Origin of the sequence: Cellulosimicrobium sp. SL-1, from assembly GCF_011033075.1 — a bacterium.
Lineage (GTDB): Bacteria > Actinomycetota > Actinomycetes > Actinomycetales > Cellulomonadaceae > Cellulosimicrobium > Cellulosimicrobium funkei.
Window position 1 is genome coordinate 258731 of record NZ_JAACJC010000005.1, and the last position, 20714, is coordinate 279444.

Here is a 20714-nt window from a genome sequence, read left to right on the forward strand (position 1 = left end):
CCTCAGCCTGCGTGCTCGGTGCGCAGCGCCTCGGCGTACTGGCGGCCCTTGTAGGTACCGCACGTCGGGCACGCCGCGTGCGACAGCTTGTCGCCCTTGCACTGCGGGCAGGTGGTGAGGTTCGCGGCGGTCGTCTTCCACTGCGAACGACGCGCACGGGTGTTGCTGCGCGACATCTTGCGCTTCGGAACAGCCACGGCTAGCTCTCTTTCGTCTCGTCGGACACGTTCGAGGTGTCGAACATGCTCTCCAGCGCCGACCAGCGAGGGTCGACAAGTTCGTGGGTGTGGCCCGGGTCGTCCGCCAGGCGCGCACCGCACTCGGAGCACAGCCCCGGGCAGTCCGCTCGGCACACCGGACTGAATGGTAGTGCAGTGACGACCGAATCCCGTAGCGCGGGCTCGATGTCCGCGAGGTCGCCGTCCAGCTCGTAGACGTCCTCGGCGTCCTCCAGGTCGTCGCCCGACTCCTCGGCGGCCTTCGCGCGCTCCGGGTAGGCGAACAGCTCGCCGAGCTCGACCGAGACGTCCTCGTGCACCGTGTCGAGGCAGCGCACGCACTCCCCGACCGCGCGCCCCGTCACCGTCCCGGAGACGAGCACGCCCTCCATGACGGCCTCGAGACGCAGGTCGAGCTCGAGCTCGCTGCCCTCGGGGATGCCGATGACGGCGGTCCCGAGGTCGGCCGGCGCGGGGACGGTCCGGCGGACCGTCAGCATGCTCCCGGGTCGCCGACCGAGCTCGTGCGTGTCGAGCACGAGCAGCGACGTCTTCTCGGCGGTGATGGTGCGCTCCAGGATCGGAGCCCGCAGGCGTGGGCGCCCGCGGACGGTGGTCAACGATGGTCGGGGGCCGGCGACCGCTCGACGGCGGCTGCCAGGCACGGGTCGACGCGTGACGCGACGAGCCAAACATCGATCTTACGTCACCGGACGCCGTGGTCGCCACCTTCGCGGCGCCGACCACGACGGTGGTCGGGCCCGGCGACCGGCACGCCCGTCAGCGGGCCGCGCGCTCCCCGCCGCGCTCGCGCATCGTCGCCGGGAACGGCGACTCGTCGGCGTCGCCGAAGCGGTCGCCGAGCCGGTCCGCGAGCTTCGCCCGGCCGGCCTGGACCTGCGCGAGGAGCTTGCCGAGGTCCACCTCGAAGTCCGCGAGCCGCCGGTCGCAGTAGTCGTCGGCGTCGCGCTGCAGCACGGCCGCCGCCTCCTGCGCCTCGTCGACGATGTCGCGGGCGCGCGCCTCCGCCTGGACCACCACCTGCTCCGTCTGCACGAGCTCGATCGCCCGGGCGCGCGCCGTCGTGAGGATCTCCTCCGCCTGCCGGTGCGCGTCCTCGAGCACGGCGTCCGCCTGCGCGAGCACCTCGTCCGCGTGCGCGAGCTGCTCCGGCAGCGCGCCCCGCAGCTCGTCCAGGAGCGCGAGGGCGTCGCCCTTGTGCACCAGCACCGACGCGGACATCGGCATCGTGCGCGCCGACTCGACGAGGTGCGTGAGGTCGTCGAGGATCGCGTTCAACCCGACCTGCGCCTCCTCGCCCGCGCGGTCGTCGTGCGTCGGCCGTCGGTCCTGCTGCTCGCTCACGTACCCGGTCCTTCCCGTCGTGCTCACCTGCTGGTCCCCTGCGTCCGTGCCAGCGCCGCCCGGACGGCGTCGCCCACCCCCGGCGGGACGAGGTCGTCCACCGGTCCCCCGTACCGCGCGATGTCCTTCACGAGCGACGACGCGACGTGCAGGAGCGCCGCGTCGCCCGCGACGAACACCGTCTCGACCCCCGCGAGGTGCCGGTTCATGAGCGCCATCGGCAGCTCCGCGTCGAAGTCGGCGCCGCCGCGCAAGCCCTTGACCACCGCCGTCGCACCGACGTCGCGGCAGAAGTCGACGAGCAGCCCCGGCACGACCTCGACCCGGACGCCGTCCAGCCCCGCGTCCCGCACCGCGGACCGCGCGAGGTCCACGCGCTCGTCGACGCTCAGGAGCGCCGACTTCGACGCGTTCCGCGCGACGCCGACGACGACCTCGTCGAAGAGGGCGCGCGCACGGCGGACGATGTCGAGGTGGCCCAGGGTGATCGGGTCGAACGACCCGGGACAGACGGCTGTGGTCACCTCGTCACGGTAGTACACGGGGGCCGCCGGACCCGGGCGGCGCGGCCGGGCGCGCGCCGACCGGCGTCGGGCGCGACGATGGTCGACGTGACCACCCCCGCCGTCGTCCCGCTCACCGACCCCGCGCTGCTGCGCTCGCTGCACCGCGACGTCCTCGTGCCGTCGTTCCCGCCGGCCGAGCTCGTCGACGAGCAGGAGCTGCTCGACGCCCACGCGAGCGGGCGGCTGCGCAGCCTCGGCGTCGTCGAGGAGGGCCGCGTCGTCGCCGGCGTGGTCGGCGAGTGGTTCGCCGACGCGCGCGTCCTCCTCGTGCTCTACCTCGCGATCGCCCGCGGACGCCGCGGCGGCGGCGTGGGCCGTCGTCTCGTCACCACGGCGCTCGACGACTGGCGCGCGCTCGACCCGCTCGTCGTCGTGGGCGAGGTCGAGCACCCCGCGCACCACACGGGCAGCGAGGCCCACGGCGACCCGGTCGCGCGACTCCGGTTCTACGCGCGCCTCGGGGCGCGCGTCCTGGCGCTCCCCTACTTCCAGCCCGGCGACGGCCCGGGCGGCGAGCGCGTGCCCGCGCTCCTCCTCGTGTCGTTCCCCCTCGGACCGCACGCCGCCGAGGACGACGTCCCGGCCGCGCCGCTGCGCGCGTTCCTCGCGGAGAACCTCCGCGAGAGCGAGGGCACGGTCGCCGACGACGCCGCGACCCGCCGCCTGCTCGACGCCGCGGGCGGGGACAGCGTCCGCCTCGTCGACCCGGACGACCCCGCCGCCCTCGCGACCGTGCCCGTCGGCACTCTCTCCCCGGCCGAGACCCGAGCCCCGACTGCCTGACCCCCCGGTCCCGCGGACGCCCCCACCGACCAGGCAGTCCCGGCAGGCCGAGCAGGCGGTCTGGGTGCGTCAGCCGACCCGGACGAGCCAGAACCACCTGGTCGACGGGGACGAGGGGCCGGACACGGGTGGGCGGCGGGCTATGCGTCGTCGGCGAGCTGCGGGCCGACGAAGAACACCGCGGTCTCGCCGTAGTCCTTGTGCGCGACGAGCTCCCAGCCGGCGGGCCACGTCGGCTCGGGCGTGCGCGTCGAGCGCTCGACGACGACGACGGCGGCCGGGTCCAGCACGCCGGGCACGGCGAGGTGCGCGAGGACGCGCTCGAGCGCCTCGGCCGTCACGTCGTAGGGCGGGTCCACGAGCACGAGGTGGAAGGGGCCGTGGCCCGCACGCCCCCGGGACGACGCACCGGCCGCTCCGGCCGCGTCCCCGGCCGCCGACCGCTGCGCCGCGGCCGCCGCCACGCCCGCGACGAACGCCTCGGCCGGCTGCGCGACGACGTGCACGTTCGACAGGCCGAGGGCGGCGACGTTGCGTCGTGCGACGTCGGCCGCGACCCGCGCGGAGTCGACGAGCGTGACGTCGGCCGCGCCGCGGCTCGCCGCCTCGAGGCCGAGCGCGCCGGAGCCCGCGTAGAGGTCGAGGACGCGCGCGTCGTCGACCACGCCGAGGTGCTCGAGCCGGGAGAAGATCGCCTCCCGCACGCGCTCGCTCGTCGGTCGCGTGCCGCGGGGCGGGACCTGCAGCGTGCGCCCACCGACTGTTCCCGCCACGATCCTCGTCACGCGCCCACCCTACGCAGACGCCGCGGCGCCCCGCCGTCACGCACGCTCGAGGAACTCCTCGCGCTCGGGGTCGAGCTGCTCGCGGATCGCGGCGGCGAGCGCCGGGTGGTCCGCGAGGTCCGGGTCCTGCGCGACGACCTCTGCCGCGTCCGCCCGCGCGGTCTCGATGACGTCCGCGTCCTTGACGACGCGCAGGAGCCGCAGGGAGCTCGCACGCCCCGACTGGGCGGCACCCAGGACGTCGCCCTCGCTGCGCAGCTCGAGGTCGACGGTGGCGAGCTCGAACCCGTCCGTCGTGCGCGCGAGCGTCTCGACGCGCGTCGCGGCGGGCGTGCCCGGCTGCGCGGTCGACACGAGCAGGCACAGCCCGGCGGCCGACCCGCGGCCGACGCGTCCGCGGAGCTGGTGGAGCTGGGAGATGCCGAACCGGTCCGCGTCGAGCACGACCATCGCCGTGGCCTCCGGGACGTCGACGCCGACCTCGACGACCGTCGTGGAGACGAGCACCTGGACGGCTCCCGACGCGAAGTCGGCCATCACGGCGTCCTTCTCGGCAGGCGGCATCTGGCCGTGCAGCACGCCGACCGTCAGCCCGGCGAGCCGCGGGTGGGCGCGCAGCTCCTCCGCGACCTCCAGCACGGCGCGCAGCGGCGGCCGCTCGACGGCGTCGGGCGCCTCGGGGTCGAGCAGGAAGTCCGGGACGTCGTCGAAGTCCTCGTCCCCCGTCCCGCCCGCGTCGGCGTCCGGCTCGTCCGGGTGGATGCGGGCGCACACCACGTACGCGCGGTGGCCGGCGTCGACCTCCTCGCGCACGCGTGCCCACGTCCGCTCCATCCAGGTGGGGTTCCCGGCGGGCACGACGTGCGTCGTGATGCCCGACCGCCCGGCGGGGATCTCCGTGAGCGACGACGTCTCGAGGTCACCGAACACGGTCATCGCGACAGTGCGCGGGATCGGCGTCGCCGTCATGACCAGCAGGTGCGGGGAGGTGCGCGCCTTCGCTCGCAGCGCGTCGCGCTGCTCGACGCCGAACCGGTGCTGCTCGTCGACGACCACGAGCCCGAGGTCGGCGAACTGCACGTTCTCGGAGAGCAGCGCGTGCGTGCCCACGACGATCCCCGCCGCGCCGCTCGCGGCGTCGAGCAAGGCCTCCTTGCGCGCGGCGGCACCGAGCGACCCGGTGAGGAGCGCGACGCGCGTCCCGTGCTCGCCGCCCCCGAGGAACCCGCCCTCGGCGAGCGGCCCGAGGAGCGCCCGCAGGGTCCGCGCGTGCTGCGCGGCGAGCACCTCGGTGGGCGCGAGGAGCGCCGCCTGGCCGCCGGCGTCGATCACCTGGAGCATCGCGCGCAGCGCGACGACGGTCTTGCCGGAGCCGACCTCGCCCTGGAGGAGCCGCTGCATGGGGCGCGCGAGCGCGAGGTCGGCGGCGATCTCCCGGCCCACCTCGCGCTGTCCCTGCGTGAGCGTGAACGGCAGCGCCGCGTCGAAGTCCGCGAGGATGCCCGGCTCGCCCTCCGGCCGGGGCGGGCGGGCGGTCGCGGGCTCGGCGGCGGCCCGCGCGCGCCGCTGCGCGAGCGCGGCCTGGAGGACGAACGCCTCCTCGTACCGCAGCCGGTCGCGACCGCGCCGCCACTGCTTCTCGTCGTACGGCTCGTGGACGTCGCGCAGCGCCTCGAGCCGGGTACCGAGCCCGCGCCGCTCGCGGACGGCGTCGGGCAGCGGGTCGGGGACGTCCTCCTCGCGCAGCGGGTCGAGGACGGTCCGCACGGCGGGCTGGATCTTCCAGCTCGGGATGCTCCCGCTCGCGGGGTAGATGGGGATGGGCCTGCTCGCCTCGAGGACGGCGCTCTCGGCGTCCTCGGCGTCGTCGTCCATGCCGATGATCTTGTAGTCGGGGTGCGTGAGCTGGCGCGTGCCCCGGTAGAGGCCGACGACGCCCGTGAACAGGCCGTGCCGCCCCGGCGCGAGCCGCTGCTCGTGGTAGCGCAGCACGTTGGGGCTCTTGGCGAAGAACGTGAGGGAGAGCTGCTGCGGGCCGTCCGTCACGATCGCCTCGAGGATGGCGCCCGCGCGGTTGCGCATGCGCCGGACGGTCGCGCTGCGGACCTGGGCGACGATCGTCACGTGCTCGCCGAGGGCGAGCCCGCCGAGGTCCGTGAGCCGGCCGGGATCACCGTAGCGGCGCGGGTAGTGGCGCAGCAGGTCGCCCACGGTCTCGAGGCCGAGCTTCGCGAGCGGCCCCGCGCTGCGCGTCCCGACGGCGCGGGTCAGCGGCTCGGCCAGCCGGTCCGTCATGCGCCCACCACCTCGTCCGTGCCGTGGTGGACGACGGCGCCCTCCACGGCGAGCGCGACGGTGCCGCCGTCCCGGCCCGAGCGCAGGAGCACGAGCTCGGCCCCGGACCGGGCGGCCGCGGGGGCGAGCGCGTCGAGCGCCGGGAGGGGGACGTCGTCGTCCGCGAGGACCGTGACGACCTCGGCGGGACGCTCGAGCAGGCTCTCCAGCAGCCCGACGAGCCGGCGCGCGGCCTCGGGGCCGTCCGTCCCGGCCGCCGACGCCCGGGAGGTGCGCACCGTGGCGAGCGCGGACCGCACGGCGTCCACGCGTCCGGGGCCGTCGACCAGCTGGGCGGCGGCGAGCGCGACCGTCACGTGCAGGTCCGTCGGGGCCGGGAGCACCTCGAGCGACTCGACGCCGTCCTCGCGCAGGGCTGCGCGGAGCGTCGCGACGTCCTGCTCGGGGAGGTCGCCGCCGGGCAGCACCACGACGTGCGCCGCGCGCGCGTCGACGGCGACGCGGTGCAGCGCCGCGAGGTCGGGCGCACCGGGCTCGTCGCGCAGGAGCACGACGGCGCCCGCGCGCGCGAGGTCCGCGACGAGCCCTGGTGCGCTGGTCACCGCGACGAGCCCCGGCTCGTCGGACGGGGCACGGTCCGCCGTGGTGCCGCCCGCTTGCGCTCGGTGACCGTGCCCGTGCGCGCCCGGCAGGTGGCGCACGCGGACCTGCCGCAGCGCGACGAGCGCCCCTGCTCCCTCCCGCGAGGCGCGGCCCTGGGCGTCGGCGAGCACCGCCCGCCCGGCGACGACCGCGGCCATCGGGTCGTCGGTGTGGACGTGCGCCTGCCAGAGCCCCGACCCGTCCTCGCCCGCGCCGCCGACGACCACGACGGAGTCCCCGATCCGGGACAGGTCGGACCGCAGCCGCTCCCCCGGTCCCGTCGACGCGCCCGCGGCGTCGCGGAGGGCACCGCCCGGCAGGTCGACCACGTACATCACCTCGAACTCGCCCCCCTCGTGCGCGGCCTCGGTCCCCGACGCCGCCCCCGGGGACGACCCGGTGACCGGCGTCATGCCGGACATCATGCCCAGCACCTCCGACACGACCGGCGCGGGGGTCCCCGGTACCGCGCCGGGCTCGTCGAGGCGCGCGTCGACGAGCCCGCGGCCCGGCTCGTCGATCTGCGTGCGGCCCGATCCGCCGGTCCGCTCGTCGAGCGCCGCGACGAGCGCGCCGAGCACGAGCACGAGGCCGAGGGCCCCGGCGTCGAGCACCTGTGCCCGTGCCAGCGCGTCGAGCTCGTCGGTGCTGCGCAGCGCCGCCGCGCGGGCGCCGTCCCGCGCCGCCGCGGCGACGGCACCGGGCGAGGGGTCGCCGTCCGTGACCACGTCCGCGGCCGCGCGGGCCGCCGCGTCCGCCGCGGTGAGGATCGTGCCCGGCGCCGGGCGTGCGACGGCGCCCCGGGCCGTGCGCGCGGCGCGGTCCAGGCCGACGGCGAGCGCCGCCCCCGAGACCGTCCGGTGCTCGGCGAGCTCGAGTGCGAGCCCGCGCAGGTACTCGCTGAGGATGACGCCGGAGTTGCCGCGCGCGCCGACGAGCGCCCCGCGCGCGAGACGCACGAGGACGTCGCCCGCCCCGCCCGCTGAGCCCGCGGTGTCCGCCGTGCCCGCGGGCAGCGCTCGCACGGCGTCGAGCAGCGTGAGGTACATGTTCGTGCCGGTGTCCGCGTCGGCCACGGGGAAGACGTTCACGCGGTCGAGCGACGCGCGCGCCTGGGCGAGGGCGTGGACACCACCACGACCCCACGCGACGACGACGGCGGCGTCAACCACGTCGGCTCCGGGGCTCACGTCGGGACGGCTCCTCGTACGCTGGGGGACGACCCGGCCGCGCGCGGCGGGTCGGACGACCCGGCGGTCGTCGGGACCACGGTAGTCAACCCGGCCCCCGGTCGTGGGGCGAGCCGCCCCGGGTCCGACGTGATCCGTGCGACGCGGACCCGGTTTGAGCTGAGGGCCTCGGATCGGCTACCCTGACGAGGTTGCCCGGGTGCTTCGCGCGCCCTCGACGTCGTCGAGGAGCCGCCGAGGGACACCGGGCCGGACACCCTACAGACCATTCAGGACGTCGCCGCTGCGTGCGCGACGTGCACGACGATCAGGAGAAACCGTGGCTGCCAACTGCGACGTCTGCGGCAAGGGCCCGGGCTTCGGGCACAGCATCTCGCACTCCCACATCCGCACGAAGCGCCGCTGGAACCCGAACATCCAGCGCGTGCGCGCCGTGGTCGCGGGGACGCCCAAGCGCCTCAACGTGTGCACCTCGTGCCTCAAGGCCGGCAAGGTCACCCGCCCCGCCTGAGTCGCGCGACTCCTCCACGAGAGCGCCCGCCGGTCCCCGGCGGGCGCTCTCGTCGTCTGCGGCCCCGGACGCCCGAGCTCCGAAGACCTCCTGAGGATCCGGACAAACGGGCTTGGTGTATCCCCGCCCGGGTGGCAGTCTTTGTTCATGGTGACGGAACTGAGCGAGGTAACGATCCGCCCGGCCGGCCCCGCGGACGCGCGCGCCATCGCGGCCGTGCACATCGCGTCGTGGCGCGGCGCGTACGCCGGCATCGTGCCGGACGAGTACCTCGCCTCCCTCGACCACGACCAGCGTGAGAAGCACTGGGTCCAGAGCCTCGGCACCGCCGGGGCGCGCACGTGGCTCGCCGACGCCGACGGCCGCACCATCGGCTTCGCCACCCTCGGCCCGGGTCGCGACGAGGACGCCGAGCCCGGGGACCTCGAGATCTACGCCATCTACCTCGACCCCGAGTCCTGGGGCCGCGGTGTCGCGCGCGACCTCATGCGCACCATGCTCGGCGAGGTGGGCCCCGGCACCACCGTCACGCTCTGGGTCCTCGAGGACGCCGAGCGTGCGCGCCGGTTCTACCGTCGGCACGGGTTCAGCCCGGACGGGGTCGAGCGCCGCGACGACATCGGCGGCAAGGACCTCACCGCCGTCCGCTACCGCCGGAGCTGACCCCCGCGCTCAGGCGCGGAAGTGGTCCCACCCCGACGACCGGCGCGGCACCGCGCCGTCCAGGCGCACGCCCGGGCCGTCGTCGCCCGCGGGACGCACCGTGCCGAGCCGCCGGAACCCGGCCGGGAGCGGCGCCGCCGCGGGGAACGTGGCGAGCAGACCGTGGTCCTCTCCCCCGGACAGGACCCACCCGTCGACGAGCTCCGCCCCGTCGTCCTCGCGTGCGAGCGCGGTGCCCGCGTCCCGCAGCCGGGCGCGGTCGGCGTCGAGCGCGCCCGGCTCCAGGTCGACGACGACGCCGCTCGCCCGCGCGACCCGCCCCGCGTCCCGCAGCAGGCCGTCCGAGACGTCCATCATCGCCGTGGCCCCGGCGTCGGCCGCGACCGGGCCTGCGGCGAGCGGCGGGTCGGGACGCAGGTAGGCGGCGACGAGCGCGTCGTCGACGTCCGCGCGACCGGCGTCGAGCAGCGCCAGACCCGCGGCGGACCGACCGAGCGTCCCCGCGAGCGCGACGACGTCGCCCGCCCGGGCCCCGCCCCGCAGCACCGGCTCGCGTCCCTCCAGATCCCCGTGGACGGTCACGGCGACCACGACCTGGTCCCCTCCGGACAGGTCGCCGCCCACGACCGCGGCACCGAGCGGGGCGCACGCGTCGGCCAGCCCGCGCGCGAACCCGGTGACCCAGTCGACCGGCAGGTCGCCCGGCATGACGAGCGAGACGACGAGCGCCGCGGGGCGCGCGCCCATGGACACGACGTCGGCGAGGTTCTGCACGGCGGCGCGCCGGCCGACGTCGTAGCCCGTCGACCAGCGCCGGCGGAAGTGCCGGTCCTCGACGAGGACGTCGGTGGACACGACGTAGCGGCCGTCGGGCGCGGCGACGACCGCGCAGTCGTCCCCAGGCCCGACGAGCGTCGAGGGGGCCGTGGGCAGCAGGGGGAAGATCCGGGCGAGGAGCGCCTCCTCGGGCACGTCGCGGACCAGCAGGGGCGTCTCGCTCACGCGGCCACCCTAGTCGCCGCCCGGGCGGTCACGGGCACCCGTCGCGGGCCGCTACGGTGGTCGCGTGCTCGACGTCGTCCCTCCCCGCTCCCCCTCCGCCCGCCCCGGGTCGTCCCGGCCGTCCCGCCGCCGGCTCGTCCGCGCCCTGGCCGTCCCCGCGCTCCTGGGCGTCGTGGCCGCGACCGCCGCGTGCGCGCCGCGCATCGGCGTCCCCGTGGCGGACGACGCCCAGAACCCGCTGTGCGCGGACGTCGTGCTCGCGCTGCCCGACTCGCTGGGCGAGGACCTGCCGAAGGTCGGCACGACGAGCCAGGCCACGGCCGCCTGGGGCGAGCCGGGCGCCGCGGTGACGCTGCGGTGCGGCGTCGAGGTGCCCGGGCCCACGACGACGGCGTGCCAGAGCGTCGTGTCCGAGGGGGGCAGCGTCGACTGGCTCGTCGTCGAGGACGAGGGCACGTGGACGTTCACCACCTACGGGCGCGACCCCGCGGTGCAGGTCGTCGTCCCGCCCGCCGTGACGGAGGGGCACTCGACGTCGTTCATCGCGGACCTGGGCCGCGCCGTCATGGAGGTCCCGCAGACGCGCGCGTGCGTCGGGGTGGGCGACGTCGGCTGAGCCGCTGCCCGTCCCGGGCCTGCCTCCGGCCCGCCGCCCGCGCGGTCAGCGCAGGCCGGTGGGCCGCTCGAGCGCGAGCGCGACGAGCTCGTCGATGAGGTCGGGGTAGCTGAGCCCCGACTTCTCCCACATGCGGGGGTACATCGAGAACGGCGTGAAGCCCGGCATGGTGTTGATCTCGTTGACGACGACCTGCTCGTCGGGCGTGACGAAGACGTCGACGCGCGAGAGTCCCTCCGCGCCGACCGCCTCGAACGTGCGCACGGCGATCTCGCGCACGCGCTCGACGAGGTGCTCCGGGAGGTCCGCCGGGCACGACAGCTCCACCCCGGCCTCGTCGAGGTACTTGGCCTCGAAGTCGTAGAAGTCGTGCTGCTCGCCCGTGACGACGATCTCCCCCGGCAGGGACGCGCGCGGCCGCGCTCCCCCGCGCCCGCCGAGGACGGCGCACTCGATCTCGCGACCGACGACGCCCGCCTCGACGACGACCTTCGGGTCGTGCTCCTGCGCTGCCGCGATCGCCGCGGGCAGGTCGGCGAGGTCGTCGACCTTGGAGATGCCGAGGCTCGACCCGGCGCGCGCGGGCTTGACGAAGACGGGCAGGCCGAGCGCGGCCACCGCCTGCGTCACCGTCTCCGGGTCGCGCTCGAACGCTCCCGGCTTGACGACGGTGTACGGCGCGATCGGCAGGCCCTCGCCCGCGAGCACGAGCTTCATGAAGTGCTTGTCCATGCCGACCGCCGAGGCGAGGACGCCCGCGCCCACGTAGCGCACGTCGGAGAGCTCGAGCATGCCCTGGAGGGTGCCGTCCTCGCCGTAGGGGCCGTGCAGGAGCGGGAAGACGACGTCCACCTCGCCGAGCACGCGCGGCACCTCGCCGGGTGTGAGCACGCGCAGGTCCCGGCGCCCGGTCGACAGCGGGAGGATGACCTCCTCGCCCGTCGGCTCGACCTGCGGCAGCCGGCCTGCCGTGATCTCCCAGCGCGACGGCTCGTCGGCCGCGAGGACCCACTCGCCCGACGGCGTGATCCCGACGGGGACGACGTCGTAGCGCGACCGGTCGATGGCGCGCAGGACGCCCGCGGCGGTCGCGGCGGAGATGGCGTGCTCGCCCGAGCGCCCGCCGAACAGCACGAGGACGCGGGGCTTGCGGGGGGCGCCGGTGGGGTGCTCGTCGGTGGACGGCACGGACCGGTCGGGGCTCTGGCTGGACATCGCCGACGACCCTACCGGACGCCTGCTCGCGCGCGGACGCGCGCCGGTGCGAGATCCCGGGAACGATCCGGGAGTCTCCGGCGTTGGGAGTGCCGTGGAAGACACGACTCTCGAGGCCCCCGCGGCCGACGACCCCGACCATAGTCCCGGCCGCACCGGCCCCGGCAGCGAGCGGACGCACCCACGCGTCCCCGTCGACCGCAGGGCGGTGCGGGCACGATGACGACCTTCCTCTCCCTCCTCCTCGGGCTCCTCGTGGTCCTCGCGATCACGGCGGCGACGGCCTACTTCGTCGCGCAGGAGTTCGCCTACATGACCGTCGACCGCTCCCGGCTGGGGGCCAAGGCGGAGGCCGGCGACGAGTCGGCCCGGCGCGCGCTCGCCGTGACCCGGCGCACCTCCTTCGTCCTGTCCGGCGCGCAGCTCGGCATCACGGTGACGGGCCTGCTCGTCGGCTACGTGGCCGAGCCCCTCATCGGGCAGTCGCTCGGCACCATGCTCGGCGGCGTCGGCGTCCCGACGGGTGTCGGGGTCGCGGTGGGCACCGTCCTGGCGCTCGTGCTGTCGACGATCATCCAGATGCTCTTCGGCGAGCTGTTCCCCAAGAACCTCGCCATCGCGCGGCCCGAGCCGCTCGCGAAGGGTCTGGCGCGCTCGACGTCGGCGTACCTCACGGTGTTCGGCTGGCTCATCGCGGTGTTCGACAAGGCGTCCAACGCGCTGCTGCGGATGCTCAAGATCGAGCCCGTCCACGACGTCGACAACACCGCGACCGCGCGCGACCTCGAGCACATCGTGGCCGACTCGCGCGAGAGCGGGAACCTGACCGACGAGCTGTCCGTGCTCCTCGACCGCGTGCTGGACTTCCCGCAGCGCGACGTCGAGCACGCGATGATCCCGCGCTCGCGCGTGGGGACCGTCCGGCCCGAGGCGACCGTCGCCGAGGTGCGCGAGCTCATGGCCCGCGCCCACACGCGCTACCCGGTGGTCGACGACACGGACCAGCCGCTCGGCGTCGTCCAGCTCGCCGACGTCCTCGCGACCGACCTGCCCGCGGACGCCCCCGTCACGGCGCTCATGCGCCAGGCCGTGGTGCTGCCGACGGCCATGACGCTCCCGGACGCCCTCGCGCAGCTCAACTCCACGCGCAACCAGCTCGCGTGCGTCATCGACGAGTACGGCGGCTTCACCGGCGTGCTGACCGTCGAGGACCTCGCCGAGGAGCTCGTCGGCGAGATCACCGACGAGCACGACCCCGAGCAGCCCGCCACGGTCACGGCCGAGGAGGACGGCGTGTGGGTCATGGGCGGCGACGTCCACGTCGACGAGGCGGAGCGCGCCCTCGGGCACGACCTGCCCCGCGGCGACCACGAGACGGTCTCGGGGCTCCTCATCGCCCAGCACGGTGCCCTGCCGCGCGCGGGCGACCAGATCGAGGTGCCGCTCCCGGACGACCCGGCCGACCTCGTGCACGACGAGCCGGTGCACCGCGCCCTCCTCGTCGACGTCCTGTCGGTCGAGCGGCACGTGCCGCGTCTCGTGCGCGTCCGGCTCGTCGAGCGGCGTGGCGACGTACCCGTCGACGTCGTCGGGCACCCGACCGCGCGCGAGGCAGCGCACCCGACCGACGCCGCGGAGGAGACCCGATGAGCAACCCCTGGGTCGTCGTCACGGCGACCGTCGCGATCATCGCGCTCAGCGCGTTCTTCGTCGCCGTGGAGTTCGCGCTCCTCGGTGCCAAGAGGCACCGCCTCGAGGACGCCGCGCCCACGAGCCGCGCCGCGCGCGCCGCGCTGCGCAGCTCGAACGAGCTCACGCTCCTCATGGCCGGCGCCCAGCTCGGCATCACCGCGTGCACGCTCGCGCTCGGTGCCATCACCAAGCCCGCCGTCCACCACTGGCTCACGCCCGTCTTCGAGACGTGGGGCGCGCCCCTGTGGGCCGCCGACGTCGCGGGCTTCGTGCTCGCGCTGATCGTCGTGACGTTCCTGCACCTCGTCGTCGGCGAGATGGCACCGAAGTCGTGGGCCATCGCCCACCCCGAGCGGTCTGCCACGCTCCTCGCGCTGCCGATGCGCGGGTTCATGTGGGCGTTCCGCCCGCTCCTGCGCTGGCTCAACGAGCTCGCGAACCGCTGCGTGCGGGCCGTGGGCGTCGAGCCGGTGGAGAACGTCGAGGGTGGCGGGCAGGACGCCGCGACCCTGCGGCACCTGGTCGAGCACTCGGCGAACGTCGGCGCGCTCGAGGCGTCGTACCGGGCGCAGATCTCGGGCGTGATCGAGCTCGAGACCCTCACGGTCGACGCGCTCGTGCCGGCCGGGAGCCGGCCCACGTCGGTCCCCGCCGACGCGACCGCGGCCGACGTGCGACGCGCGTCGGCCCGCTCGGGCCACCTGCGCATCCTCGTCCAGAACGGGAGCGTGGTCCCGAAGGTCGTGCACGTGCGCGACACGCTCCTCGAGCCGGACGACCGGCTCGCCAAGGAGCTCGCGCGCCCCGGGTTCGTCCTGGAGTCCGGCACCACGGTGCACGCCGCGCTCGCGCGCATGCGCGAGTCGAGCGAGCAGCTCGCGGTCGTCATGGACGGCGAGCGGTTCGTCGGCGTCGTGACGCTCGCAGACGTCCTGCGCCGCATCCTCCCCCACCCGGAGGATCCGGTGCCCGTCCTCGTGGGCTGACGGCGGCCACCGGCCGCCGTACGGTGGAGGGGCCCCGGCGACGCACGTCGCCGGGGCCCTTCCCCGTCCGCCCCTCCACCGTCCGTCCCGAGACCGAAGGCAGGCCATGCCCACGCCCGTCCCGTCCCCCGCCCCGTTCCCCACGCCGCGCACGCTGCTCTCCGACGAGCTGCTGGAGCAGATCCGCGGCCGGGCCGCGGGCTACGACCGCGACAACGCGTTCTTCACCGAGGACCTCGCGGCGCTCACCGAGGCCGGGTACCTGCGCGCGCTCGTGCCGGAGTCGTTCGGCGGCGCGGGCCTCACCCTGCGCGAGGTCGCGCACGAGCAGGCGCGGCTCGCGGGTGCCGCCCCCGCGACGGCGCTCGCCGTGAACATGCACCACGTGTGGACGGGCGTCGCGCGCTACCTCCACCTGCGCGGCGACGCGTCGCTCGACTGGCTGCTCGAGGACGCCGTCCGCGGGGGCGTCTTCGGGTTCGGGTACTCCGAGGGCGGCAACGACCTCGTGCTGCTCGGCTCGCGCACCGAGGCCCGCCCGGACGAGCGGGGCGGGTACACGTTCCACGGCCGCAAGATCTTCACGTCGAACTCGCCCGCGTGGACGCGGCTCGGCGTGCTGGGGCTCGACACCCAGTCGCGCGACGCCCCGCGCCTCGTGCACGCGTTCGTGTCGCGCGACGCCGGGGTCCAGGTGCTCGACGACTGGGACACGATGGGCATGCGCGCGTCGCAGTCGCGCTCCACGGTGCTCGACGGCGCGTTCGCCCCCGTCGAGCGCGTCGTCCGGCGGCTGCCGCCAGGCCCGACGCTGGACCCCCTCGTCGTCGGGATCTTCACGACGTTCGAGACGCTGCTCGCGTCGGTGTACACGGGCATCGCGGAGCGTGCGCTCGAGCTCGGCGTCGCCGCGGCCCACCGTCGCACCTCGATGAAGAACGACGGTGCACCGCTCTCGGAGGACCCGGACGTCCGCTGGCGCCTCGCCGACGCCGCGCTCGCGCTCGACGCCGTCTGGCCGCAGATCGACACCGTCGCGGCCGAGCTCGACGCCCTCGTCGACCGCGGCGCGGGCTGGTTCCGCGCGACCGCAGGGCTCAAGGTGCGCGCGACGGAGACGGCCAAGACCGTCGTCGACCAGATGGTGCGGGTCGCGGGCGGCTCCAGCTACTTCGCCGGCAACGAGCTCGGCCGCCTCTACCGCGACGTCCTCGCCGGGATCTTCCACCCGTCCGACGACGAGTCCGCCCACTCGACCGTCGCGCAGTCGCTCCTGGGCCCCCTCCCCTGACGCGGACCGCCGGCGCCGAGCAGGTGGTCCTGGCACGTCCCGGCCGCACGACGCACCAGCACGACCTGCTCGGCCGACCGTGATCGCCTGGTCGCCCGGTCAGGGGGTGGTCGCCCGGGGCACTCGTCGGGCGGCCGGGCGTACGCTGCCGCCATGACCGACCCGCACGCCTCCGACGCCCTGTCCCCCGCGACCGTCGCCGTCGCCGCGGGACGCCCCGAGCGGTCGCAGGGCGCACCCGTGAACCCCCCGATCGTGCTGTCCTCGACGTACGTGTCGCAGGGCGTCCAGCAGCCGGGCGAGCTCCTGTACACGCGGATGGACACCGAGACGTGGCACCCGTTCGAGGAGGCGCTCGCCGCGCTCGAGGGCGCGGAGCACCCCGGCGTGGTGTTCGGCTCCGGGATGGCGGCGATCGCTGCGGTGTTCTCGGCCGTGCCCACGGGCGGGAAGGTCGTGCTGCCGCGCCACGCCTACCAGGTGTCGCTCGGCTTCGCGGACGACCTCGCGGCACGGGCCGGCGTCGAGGTCGTGCGCGTCGACGTCGCCGACACCGACCAGGTCGTCGCGGCCCTCGACGGCGCGTCGCTCCTCCTCGTCGAGTCCCCGACGAACCCCATGCTCGAGGTCGCCGACCTTCCCGCCCTCCTCGCGGCGGCGCGCGAGCGCGGGGTCCTGTCCGCGGTCGACAACACGTTCGCGACCCCGCTCGGCCAGCAGCCCCTCGCGCACGGCGCGGACGTCGTCGTGCACTCGGTGACGAAGTACCTCGCCGGGCACTCCGACGTCGTGCTGGGGGCGGCCGTCGCGCGCACGCCGGAGCTCACGACGGCGCTGCGTGCCTACCGCACGCTCCACGGCTCGATCCCCGGGCCGTTCGAGGTGTGGCTCGCGCTGCGCGGCCTGCGCACGCTCGCCCTGCGCGTCGAGCGGTCCCAGCAGAACGCGGCGGAGCTCGCGCGCCGGCTCGCCGAGCACCCCGACGTCGTCGAGGTGCGGCACCCGAGCCTGCCCGACGACCCGGGTCACGAGCGCGCGACGCGCCTCATGACCGGGTACGGCTCGATCCTCGGCGTGCGCCCGCGGGGTGGTGCGGCGGGCGCGGACGCCGTCGTCGCGGCGGTCCGGCTGTGGGTACCCGCGACGAGCCTGGGCGGCGTCGAGTCGAGCCTCGAGCGCCGACGCCGGTTCGCGACCGAGTCGCGCACGGTCCCGGAAGACCTGCTGCGGCTCTCGGTGGGCGTCGAGGACGTCGAGGACCTCTGGCGTGACCTGGACCGGGCGCTGCGCAGCGCGGTCGGCTGACGCGCGCCACGGCCCCGGCCGCGCGGCGCCGCGGCGGCGGGTGCGTCGGTCCGGCTCCGCACCGCCACGCTCCGACCCCGTCAGAGCAGGTCGTTCTCCGCCTCTTCGAGGGGACCGCTCCACCAGGAGTCCGGCCCGGTCGCGGCGCTGTCGATGGCGCGCAGCCTCGTGCGGAGCGTCCGCAGCCGCGCCCGGTGCGAGGGAGCCCTGCGCCCGGACGGACGGGAGGGCGGACGGATCTCCCCCGCCCGGAAGGCACGCAGGCGCTCCGCGGCCTGCTCGGCCGTCATCGTCGTCGGTCCGGGGGCGGGCTGCCCAGATCTCAGGTACTCCGCGAACGCCTCCAGGAACCCCTCGGTCGCCACGCGGTCGCGGTTGAGGGGGGACGAGTCGCCCGTCGCGACGTCCCGCACCCAGGTCGACCCGTCCTCGTGCTCCACGACCAGAAGCTCTCCGTCGTGGACGACGCCGATCTCGCGGGCCCCGGGGTCGAGGTCGGTCCTCGCTGCCACCGGGTGCAGGCGGATACCGAACAGATGCTCGTCACGCACGCCCTGGATCCTCTCCGCGCAGGCCGCCACGGCCCGCGCACCACCACCTGTGGGTCACCGCACCCTAGCCCGCGTCGGGCTCAGGTGCCGGGGAGTCGCGGCGGGACTGCTCCCGGGGGACGTAGAAGACCCCGCCGTCCAGGTCGACGTCGAACGGCCGGCCCTCCGCCGGACGCTGGACGATGTCGAGCCGCTGACGTTCTTTCTCCTCGGTGAGGTGCGTCCGGCTGGGCTGGAAGATCTCGACGATCTCGCCGAACATGCCGGACGACGCGCTCTCGCCCGCGCCCTCGGAGCGCCGGGCACGCGCCTCCGCCCCGGACGCGAAGCGGACGATTCCCACGACCACCAGTCCCGTGAGCGCGACCGCGAAGGACGCACCACCGATCCCCTGCAGCATCCCCCGAGGGTAGCGGCAGCCACCTCGTCAGGACAGGGTGCGCGGTCCCCGAGACCGGGCTGTGACACGACCGTCGCCGGACCGTGGCCCGCCCGCCGCGCGCGCGTGACCTGGGCTTTCTAGGATCGACGGTATGACGACACGACGAGCGGTGCGGACTCGGCAGGCACGACCGACGGGCCGCGCGGTGCCCGGAGGACCGGCCGCCGTCGCCGGCGCGGTCCTCGTCCTCGCCCTCGCGGCGTGCAGCCCGGGCGGGTCGGACGAGTCGCCCTCGCCGTCGAGCACCGCGACGAGCGCGTCGCCCAGCCCCACCGACTCCCCGAGCACCACCCCGGAGCCCGGCGCCGAGCCGTCCGACGGCGCGTCCACGCCGTCGGACGACGCGACGGAGGCACCGCTGCCGTTCCCCGCGAACACCGAGCCGGACACGCAGGACCCGTCCGCGGACGCCGCGCTCACGGTGACGGACGTCCGGGTCGGGCACCACGACGGGTTCGACCGGGTCGTCTTCGAGCTCGGCGGCACGGGGACGCCCGGGTGGCGGGTCGAGTACGTGGACCAGCCGACGGACGACGGCAAGGGTGACGTCGTCGCGGTCGACGGCGACGCCTACCTGCAGGTCATGATCTCCGGCTCGGGGTACCCCATGGACACCGGGGTCGAGGAGTACGCGGGCCCCAACCCCGTCCGGGCCGGGGACGACGGCGAGGTCGAGGAGGTGCTGCTGCGCGGCGTGTTCGAGGGGTACACGCAGGCGTTCGTCGGGGTCGACGACGAGCGGCGCCCGTTCCGGGTGTTCTCGCTCGAGGACCCGACCCGCGTCGTCGTCGACGTCCGCGACGACGGCTGACTGCCCCACTCGTCAGGCCGAGGGCCTCAGCGCTCCGCCGAGACGCCCTCGGCCTTCTGCGGCCGCGACAGCAGGCCGCGCGCCATCTCGTCGACGGGCATGCCCTCGTGGAGCACCGCGACGACCCCGGCCGTGATGGGCATGTCGACACCGACCTTGCGCGCGAGCTCGAGCACCGAGCGGCACGACTTCACGCCCTCCGCCGTGCCGCCGGTCGCGGCGATCGCGTCGTCGAGGCTCAGGCCCTGGCCGATGTGCTTGCCGAGCGTGTGGTTGCGCGAGAGCGGCGACGAGCACGTCGCGACGAGGTCGCCCATCCCCGCGAGCCCGGGGAACGTCTCCGCGTCCGCCCCGAGCGCGAGCCCGAGGCGCGTGATCTCGACCAGGCCGCGCGTGATGACGGTGGCGGTCGTGTTGTAGCCGAACCCGCGGCCCTGGGCGATGCCCACGGCGAGCGCGATGACGTTCTTCACCGCGCCGCACAGCTCGACGCCGACCACGTCCCGGTTGGTGTACGGGCGGAAGTACGACGACGAGCACGCGCGCGCCACGTAGCGGGCCACCTCGTCGTCGACGCACGACACGACGGTCGCGGTCGGCTGCCGGTGCGCGATCTCGCGCGCGAGGTTCGGCCCCGAGACGACGGCGACGCGCTCGGGCGGCAGGCCGAGCGACTCCGCGACGACCTCGCTCATGCGCCGGTCGGTGCTCAGCTCGACGCCCTTCATGAGCGACACCGCGACGGCGTCGAGGCCCACGTGCGGGCGGAGCTCCGTGAGCGTGTCGCGCGCGACCTGGGAGGGCACCGCGACGACGACGAGACCGGCGCCCGCGAGCGCCTCGGCCGCGTCGGTCGTGGCGCGGATCCCGTCGGGGAGGTCGATGCCCGGCAGCCGCTTCTCGTTGCGGCGCGAGGCGTTCACCTGCTCGGCGACCTCGGCGTCGCGGCCCCAGAGACGCACCTCGCACCCGGCGTCGGCCAGGACGGCGGCGAACGTGGTGCCCCAGCTGCCGGACCCGAGGACGGCGGCGACGATCCGCTCGGCGCTCACGCGCGGTCCTCCGTCCCCGGCCGACGGCGCAGGTCGAACCGCTCGGCGGGCGCCTGCTCCCCGCGGATCTCCTCGAGCTGGCTCGTGATCGCGGCCATGATGCGCTCGGTCGCCTCGCGCAGCGTCGCGGTGTCCTGCGGACGGTCGTAGAGGTCGGAGAGGTCGACGGGCGGCCCGGCATGGACCGCGACCTGCTTGGGCGGGATCGGCTTGAACACCTTGCCGTAGGGCGCCAGGAGCCGGTGCGCGCCCCACTGGGCGATGGGGACGACGGGCGCCCGGCTCGTGAGCGCGAGGCGCGCGACGCCCGTCTTGCCGACCATGGGCCAGCCGGCCGGGTCGCGCGTGAGCGTGCCCTCGGGGAAGAACACGACGCACTCGCCCTCGTCGAGCCGTGCGGTGGAGTCCACGAGCGACTGCGCGGCGCCCGCGGTCCCGCGGTGCACGGGGATCATCCCGGTGCGGGTGAGGAGGCCGCCGAGCACGGGCACCTTCCAGAGCGACGCCTTCGCCGTGATCTTGGGGGCGCGGCCCTGGTCGTAGAGGAAGTGGGCGAGCGTCACGGGGTCGACCTCGGTGACGTGGTTCGCCGCGGCGATGAACCCGCCGTCGGGCAGGTTCTCGGCGCCCCGCCAGTCGCGTCGGGTGATCGCGAACAGGATCGGGCGCAGCAGGAACGCCAGGGTCTTGTACGCGCGCGGGGTCTGGGGCTGGCTCGGCACGGTCACCGAGC

Annotated in this window: 22 protein-coding genes; 9 read left to right on the forward strand and 13 right to left on the reverse strand. The window is 75.6% G+C overall.

What is annotated here, in order from left to right; translation table 11 throughout:
- Positions 1 to 2: 2 nt before the first annotated feature.
- The 4 genes from rpmF to coaD all read right to left on the reverse strand — a co-directional run bounded on the left by rpmF (position 3) and on the right by coaD (position 2107).
- Entirely contained in the window at positions 3 to 197 is a 195-nt protein-coding gene (rpmF, locus tag GWJ10_RS09690) for a 50S ribosomal protein L32 (protein WP_021482203.1), read from the reverse strand.
- Between the two features lie 2 nt (positions 198 to 199).
- A complete protein-coding gene (locus GWJ10_RS09695) occupies positions 200 to 718 on the reverse strand; it encodes a YceD family protein (protein WP_163187270.1) in 519 nt (172 codons plus the stop codon).
- A gap of 280 nt (positions 719 to 998) precedes the next feature.
- Complete coding sequence (locus GWJ10_RS09700) at positions 999 to 1583, reverse strand: hypothetical protein (RefSeq protein ID WP_241005736.1); 585 nt, start codon at positions 1581 to 1583, stop codon at positions 999 to 1001.
- A 23-nt stretch (positions 1584 to 1606) separates the two neighbouring features.
- Positions 1607 to 2107, reverse strand: a complete 501-nt coding sequence (gene coaD, locus GWJ10_RS09705; protein ID WP_031315746.1) for a pantetheine-phosphate adenylyltransferase — start codon at positions 2105 to 2107, stop codon at positions 1607 to 1609.
- Between the two features lie 87 nt (positions 2108 to 2194).
- On the opposite strand from coaD, the gene GWJ10_RS09710 reads away from it, so the two are divergent.
- Entirely contained in the window at positions 2195 to 2932 is a 738-nt protein-coding gene (locus GWJ10_RS09710; protein ID WP_128957475.1) for a GNAT family N-acetyltransferase, read from the forward strand.
- Between the two features lie 140 nt (positions 2933 to 3072).
- On the opposite strand, the gene rsmD is transcribed toward GWJ10_RS09710, so the two are convergent.
- From rsmD to GWJ10_RS09725, 3 genes are read right to left on the reverse strand one after another with little or no spacing between them, the layout of a single operon-like run.
- The gene (gene rsmD, locus GWJ10_RS09715) at positions 3073 to 3717 is read right to left on the reverse strand and encodes a 16S rRNA (guanine(966)-N(2))-methyltransferase RsmD (protein WP_163187127.1); all 645 of its coding nucleotides are present in this window, start codon (positions 3715 to 3717) and stop codon (positions 3073 to 3075) included.
- Positions 3718 to 3753: 36 nt separating this feature from the next.
- Positions 3754 to 6012, reverse strand: a complete 2259-nt coding sequence (gene recG / locus GWJ10_RS09720; RefSeq protein WP_163187129.1) for an ATP-dependent DNA helicase RecG — start codon at positions 6010 to 6012, stop codon at positions 3754 to 3756.
- Complete coding sequence (locus GWJ10_RS09725) at positions 6009 to 7844, reverse strand: DAK2 domain-containing protein (protein WP_076405657.1); 1836 nt, start codon at positions 7842 to 7844, stop codon at positions 6009 to 6011. Before GWJ10_RS09725 ends, recG begins: the two co-directional genes overlap by 4 nt.
- A 319-nt stretch (positions 7845 to 8163) precedes the next feature.
- Between GWJ10_RS09725 and rpmB the strand changes: the two genes are divergently transcribed.
- A complete protein-coding gene (gene rpmB, locus GWJ10_RS09730; RefSeq protein ID WP_024840757.1) occupies positions 8164 to 8355 on the forward strand; it encodes a 50S ribosomal protein L28 in 192 nt (63 codons plus the stop codon).
- 147 nt (positions 8356 to 8502) lie between these two features.
- The gene (locus GWJ10_RS09735; RefSeq protein ID WP_021483587.1) at positions 8503 to 9018 is read left to right on the forward strand and encodes an N-acetyltransferase; all 516 of its coding nucleotides are present in this window, start codon (positions 8503 to 8505) and stop codon (positions 9016 to 9018) included.
- Positions 9019 to 9027: 9 nt separating this feature from the next.
- Here the strand turns inward: GWJ10_RS09735 and GWJ10_RS09740 are convergent, their stop codons facing one another.
- Positions 9028 to 10020, reverse strand: a complete 993-nt coding sequence (locus GWJ10_RS09740) for a thiamine-phosphate kinase (RefSeq protein ID WP_163187131.1) — start codon at positions 10018 to 10020, stop codon at positions 9028 to 9030.
- 64 nt (positions 10021 to 10084) lie between these two features.
- On the opposite strand from GWJ10_RS09740, the gene GWJ10_RS09745 reads away from it, so the two are divergent.
- Positions 10085 to 10636: a DUF3515 family protein gene (locus GWJ10_RS09745; RefSeq protein ID WP_232322537.1), complete on the forward strand. Its 552-nt coding sequence runs from the start codon at positions 10085 to 10087 to the stop codon at positions 10634 to 10636.
- A gap of 45 nt (positions 10637 to 10681) precedes the next feature.
- Here the strand turns inward: GWJ10_RS09745 and GWJ10_RS09750 are convergent, their stop codons facing one another.
- A complete protein-coding gene (locus GWJ10_RS09750; protein WP_163187133.1) occupies positions 10682 to 11851 on the reverse strand; it encodes a D-alanine--D-alanine ligase family protein in 1170 nt (389 codons plus the stop codon).
- A gap of 219 nt (positions 11852 to 12070) precedes the next feature.
- On the opposite strand from GWJ10_RS09750, the gene GWJ10_RS09755 reads away from it, so the two are divergent.
- From GWJ10_RS09755 to GWJ10_RS09770, 4 genes are all read left to right on the forward strand, one after another.
- Positions 12071 to 13501, forward strand: a complete 1431-nt coding sequence (locus tag GWJ10_RS09755; protein WP_163187135.1) for a hemolysin family protein — start codon at positions 12071 to 12073, stop codon at positions 13499 to 13501.
- Positions 13498 to 14529 (forward strand): hemolysin family protein, encoded by a 1032-nt coding sequence (locus GWJ10_RS09760; RefSeq protein WP_043654869.1) that lies wholly within the window; start codon positions 13498 to 13500, stop codon positions 14527 to 14529. Before GWJ10_RS09755 ends, GWJ10_RS09760 begins: the two co-directional genes overlap by 4 nt.
- Positions 14530 to 14635: 106 nt before the next feature.
- Entirely contained in the window at positions 14636 to 15820 is a 1185-nt protein-coding gene (locus GWJ10_RS09765) for an acyl-CoA dehydrogenase family protein (RefSeq protein ID WP_163187138.1), read from the forward strand.
- A gap of 153 nt (positions 15821 to 15973) precedes the next feature.
- Positions 15974 to 17125, forward strand: coding sequence for an aminotransferase class I/II-fold pyridoxal phosphate-dependent enzyme (locus GWJ10_RS09770; RefSeq protein WP_163187140.1), 1152 nt, complete (start codon positions 15974 to 15976; stop codon positions 17123 to 17125).
- Positions 17126 to 17205: 80 nt separating this feature from the next.
- On the opposite strand, the gene GWJ10_RS09775 is transcribed toward GWJ10_RS09770, so the two are convergent.
- Both GWJ10_RS09775 and GWJ10_RS09780 read right to left on the reverse strand, forming a co-directional pair.
- Positions 17206 to 17676, reverse strand: coding sequence for a hypothetical protein (locus tag GWJ10_RS09775; RefSeq protein WP_163187142.1), 471 nt, complete (start codon positions 17674 to 17676; stop codon positions 17206 to 17208).
- 64 nt (positions 17677 to 17740) lie between these two features.
- Positions 17741 to 18076 (reverse strand): DUF6191 domain-containing protein, encoded by a 336-nt coding sequence (locus GWJ10_RS09780; RefSeq protein WP_206158387.1) that lies wholly within the window; start codon positions 18074 to 18076, stop codon positions 17741 to 17743.
- A gap of 133 nt (positions 18077 to 18209) precedes the next feature.
- Between GWJ10_RS09780 and GWJ10_RS09785 the strand changes: the two genes are divergently transcribed.
- The gene (locus GWJ10_RS09785; protein WP_206153646.1) at positions 18210 to 18929 is read left to right on the forward strand and encodes a hypothetical protein; all 720 of its coding nucleotides are present in this window, start codon (positions 18210 to 18212) and stop codon (positions 18927 to 18929) included.
- Between the two features lie 26 nt (positions 18930 to 18955).
- On the opposite strand, the gene GWJ10_RS09790 is transcribed toward GWJ10_RS09785, so the two are convergent.
- Positions 18956 to 19981 (reverse strand): NAD(P)H-dependent glycerol-3-phosphate dehydrogenase, encoded by a 1026-nt coding sequence (locus GWJ10_RS09790; protein WP_241005737.1) that lies wholly within the window; start codon positions 19979 to 19981, stop codon positions 18956 to 18958.
- The gene (locus GWJ10_RS09795; protein ID WP_163187144.1) at positions 19978 to 20703 is read right to left on the reverse strand and encodes a lysophospholipid acyltransferase family protein; all 726 of its coding nucleotides are present in this window, start codon (positions 20701 to 20703) and stop codon (positions 19978 to 19980) included. The genes GWJ10_RS09790 and GWJ10_RS09795 overlap by 4 nt, the downstream gene beginning before the upstream one ends.
- Positions 20704 to 20714: the final 11 nt, after the last annotated feature.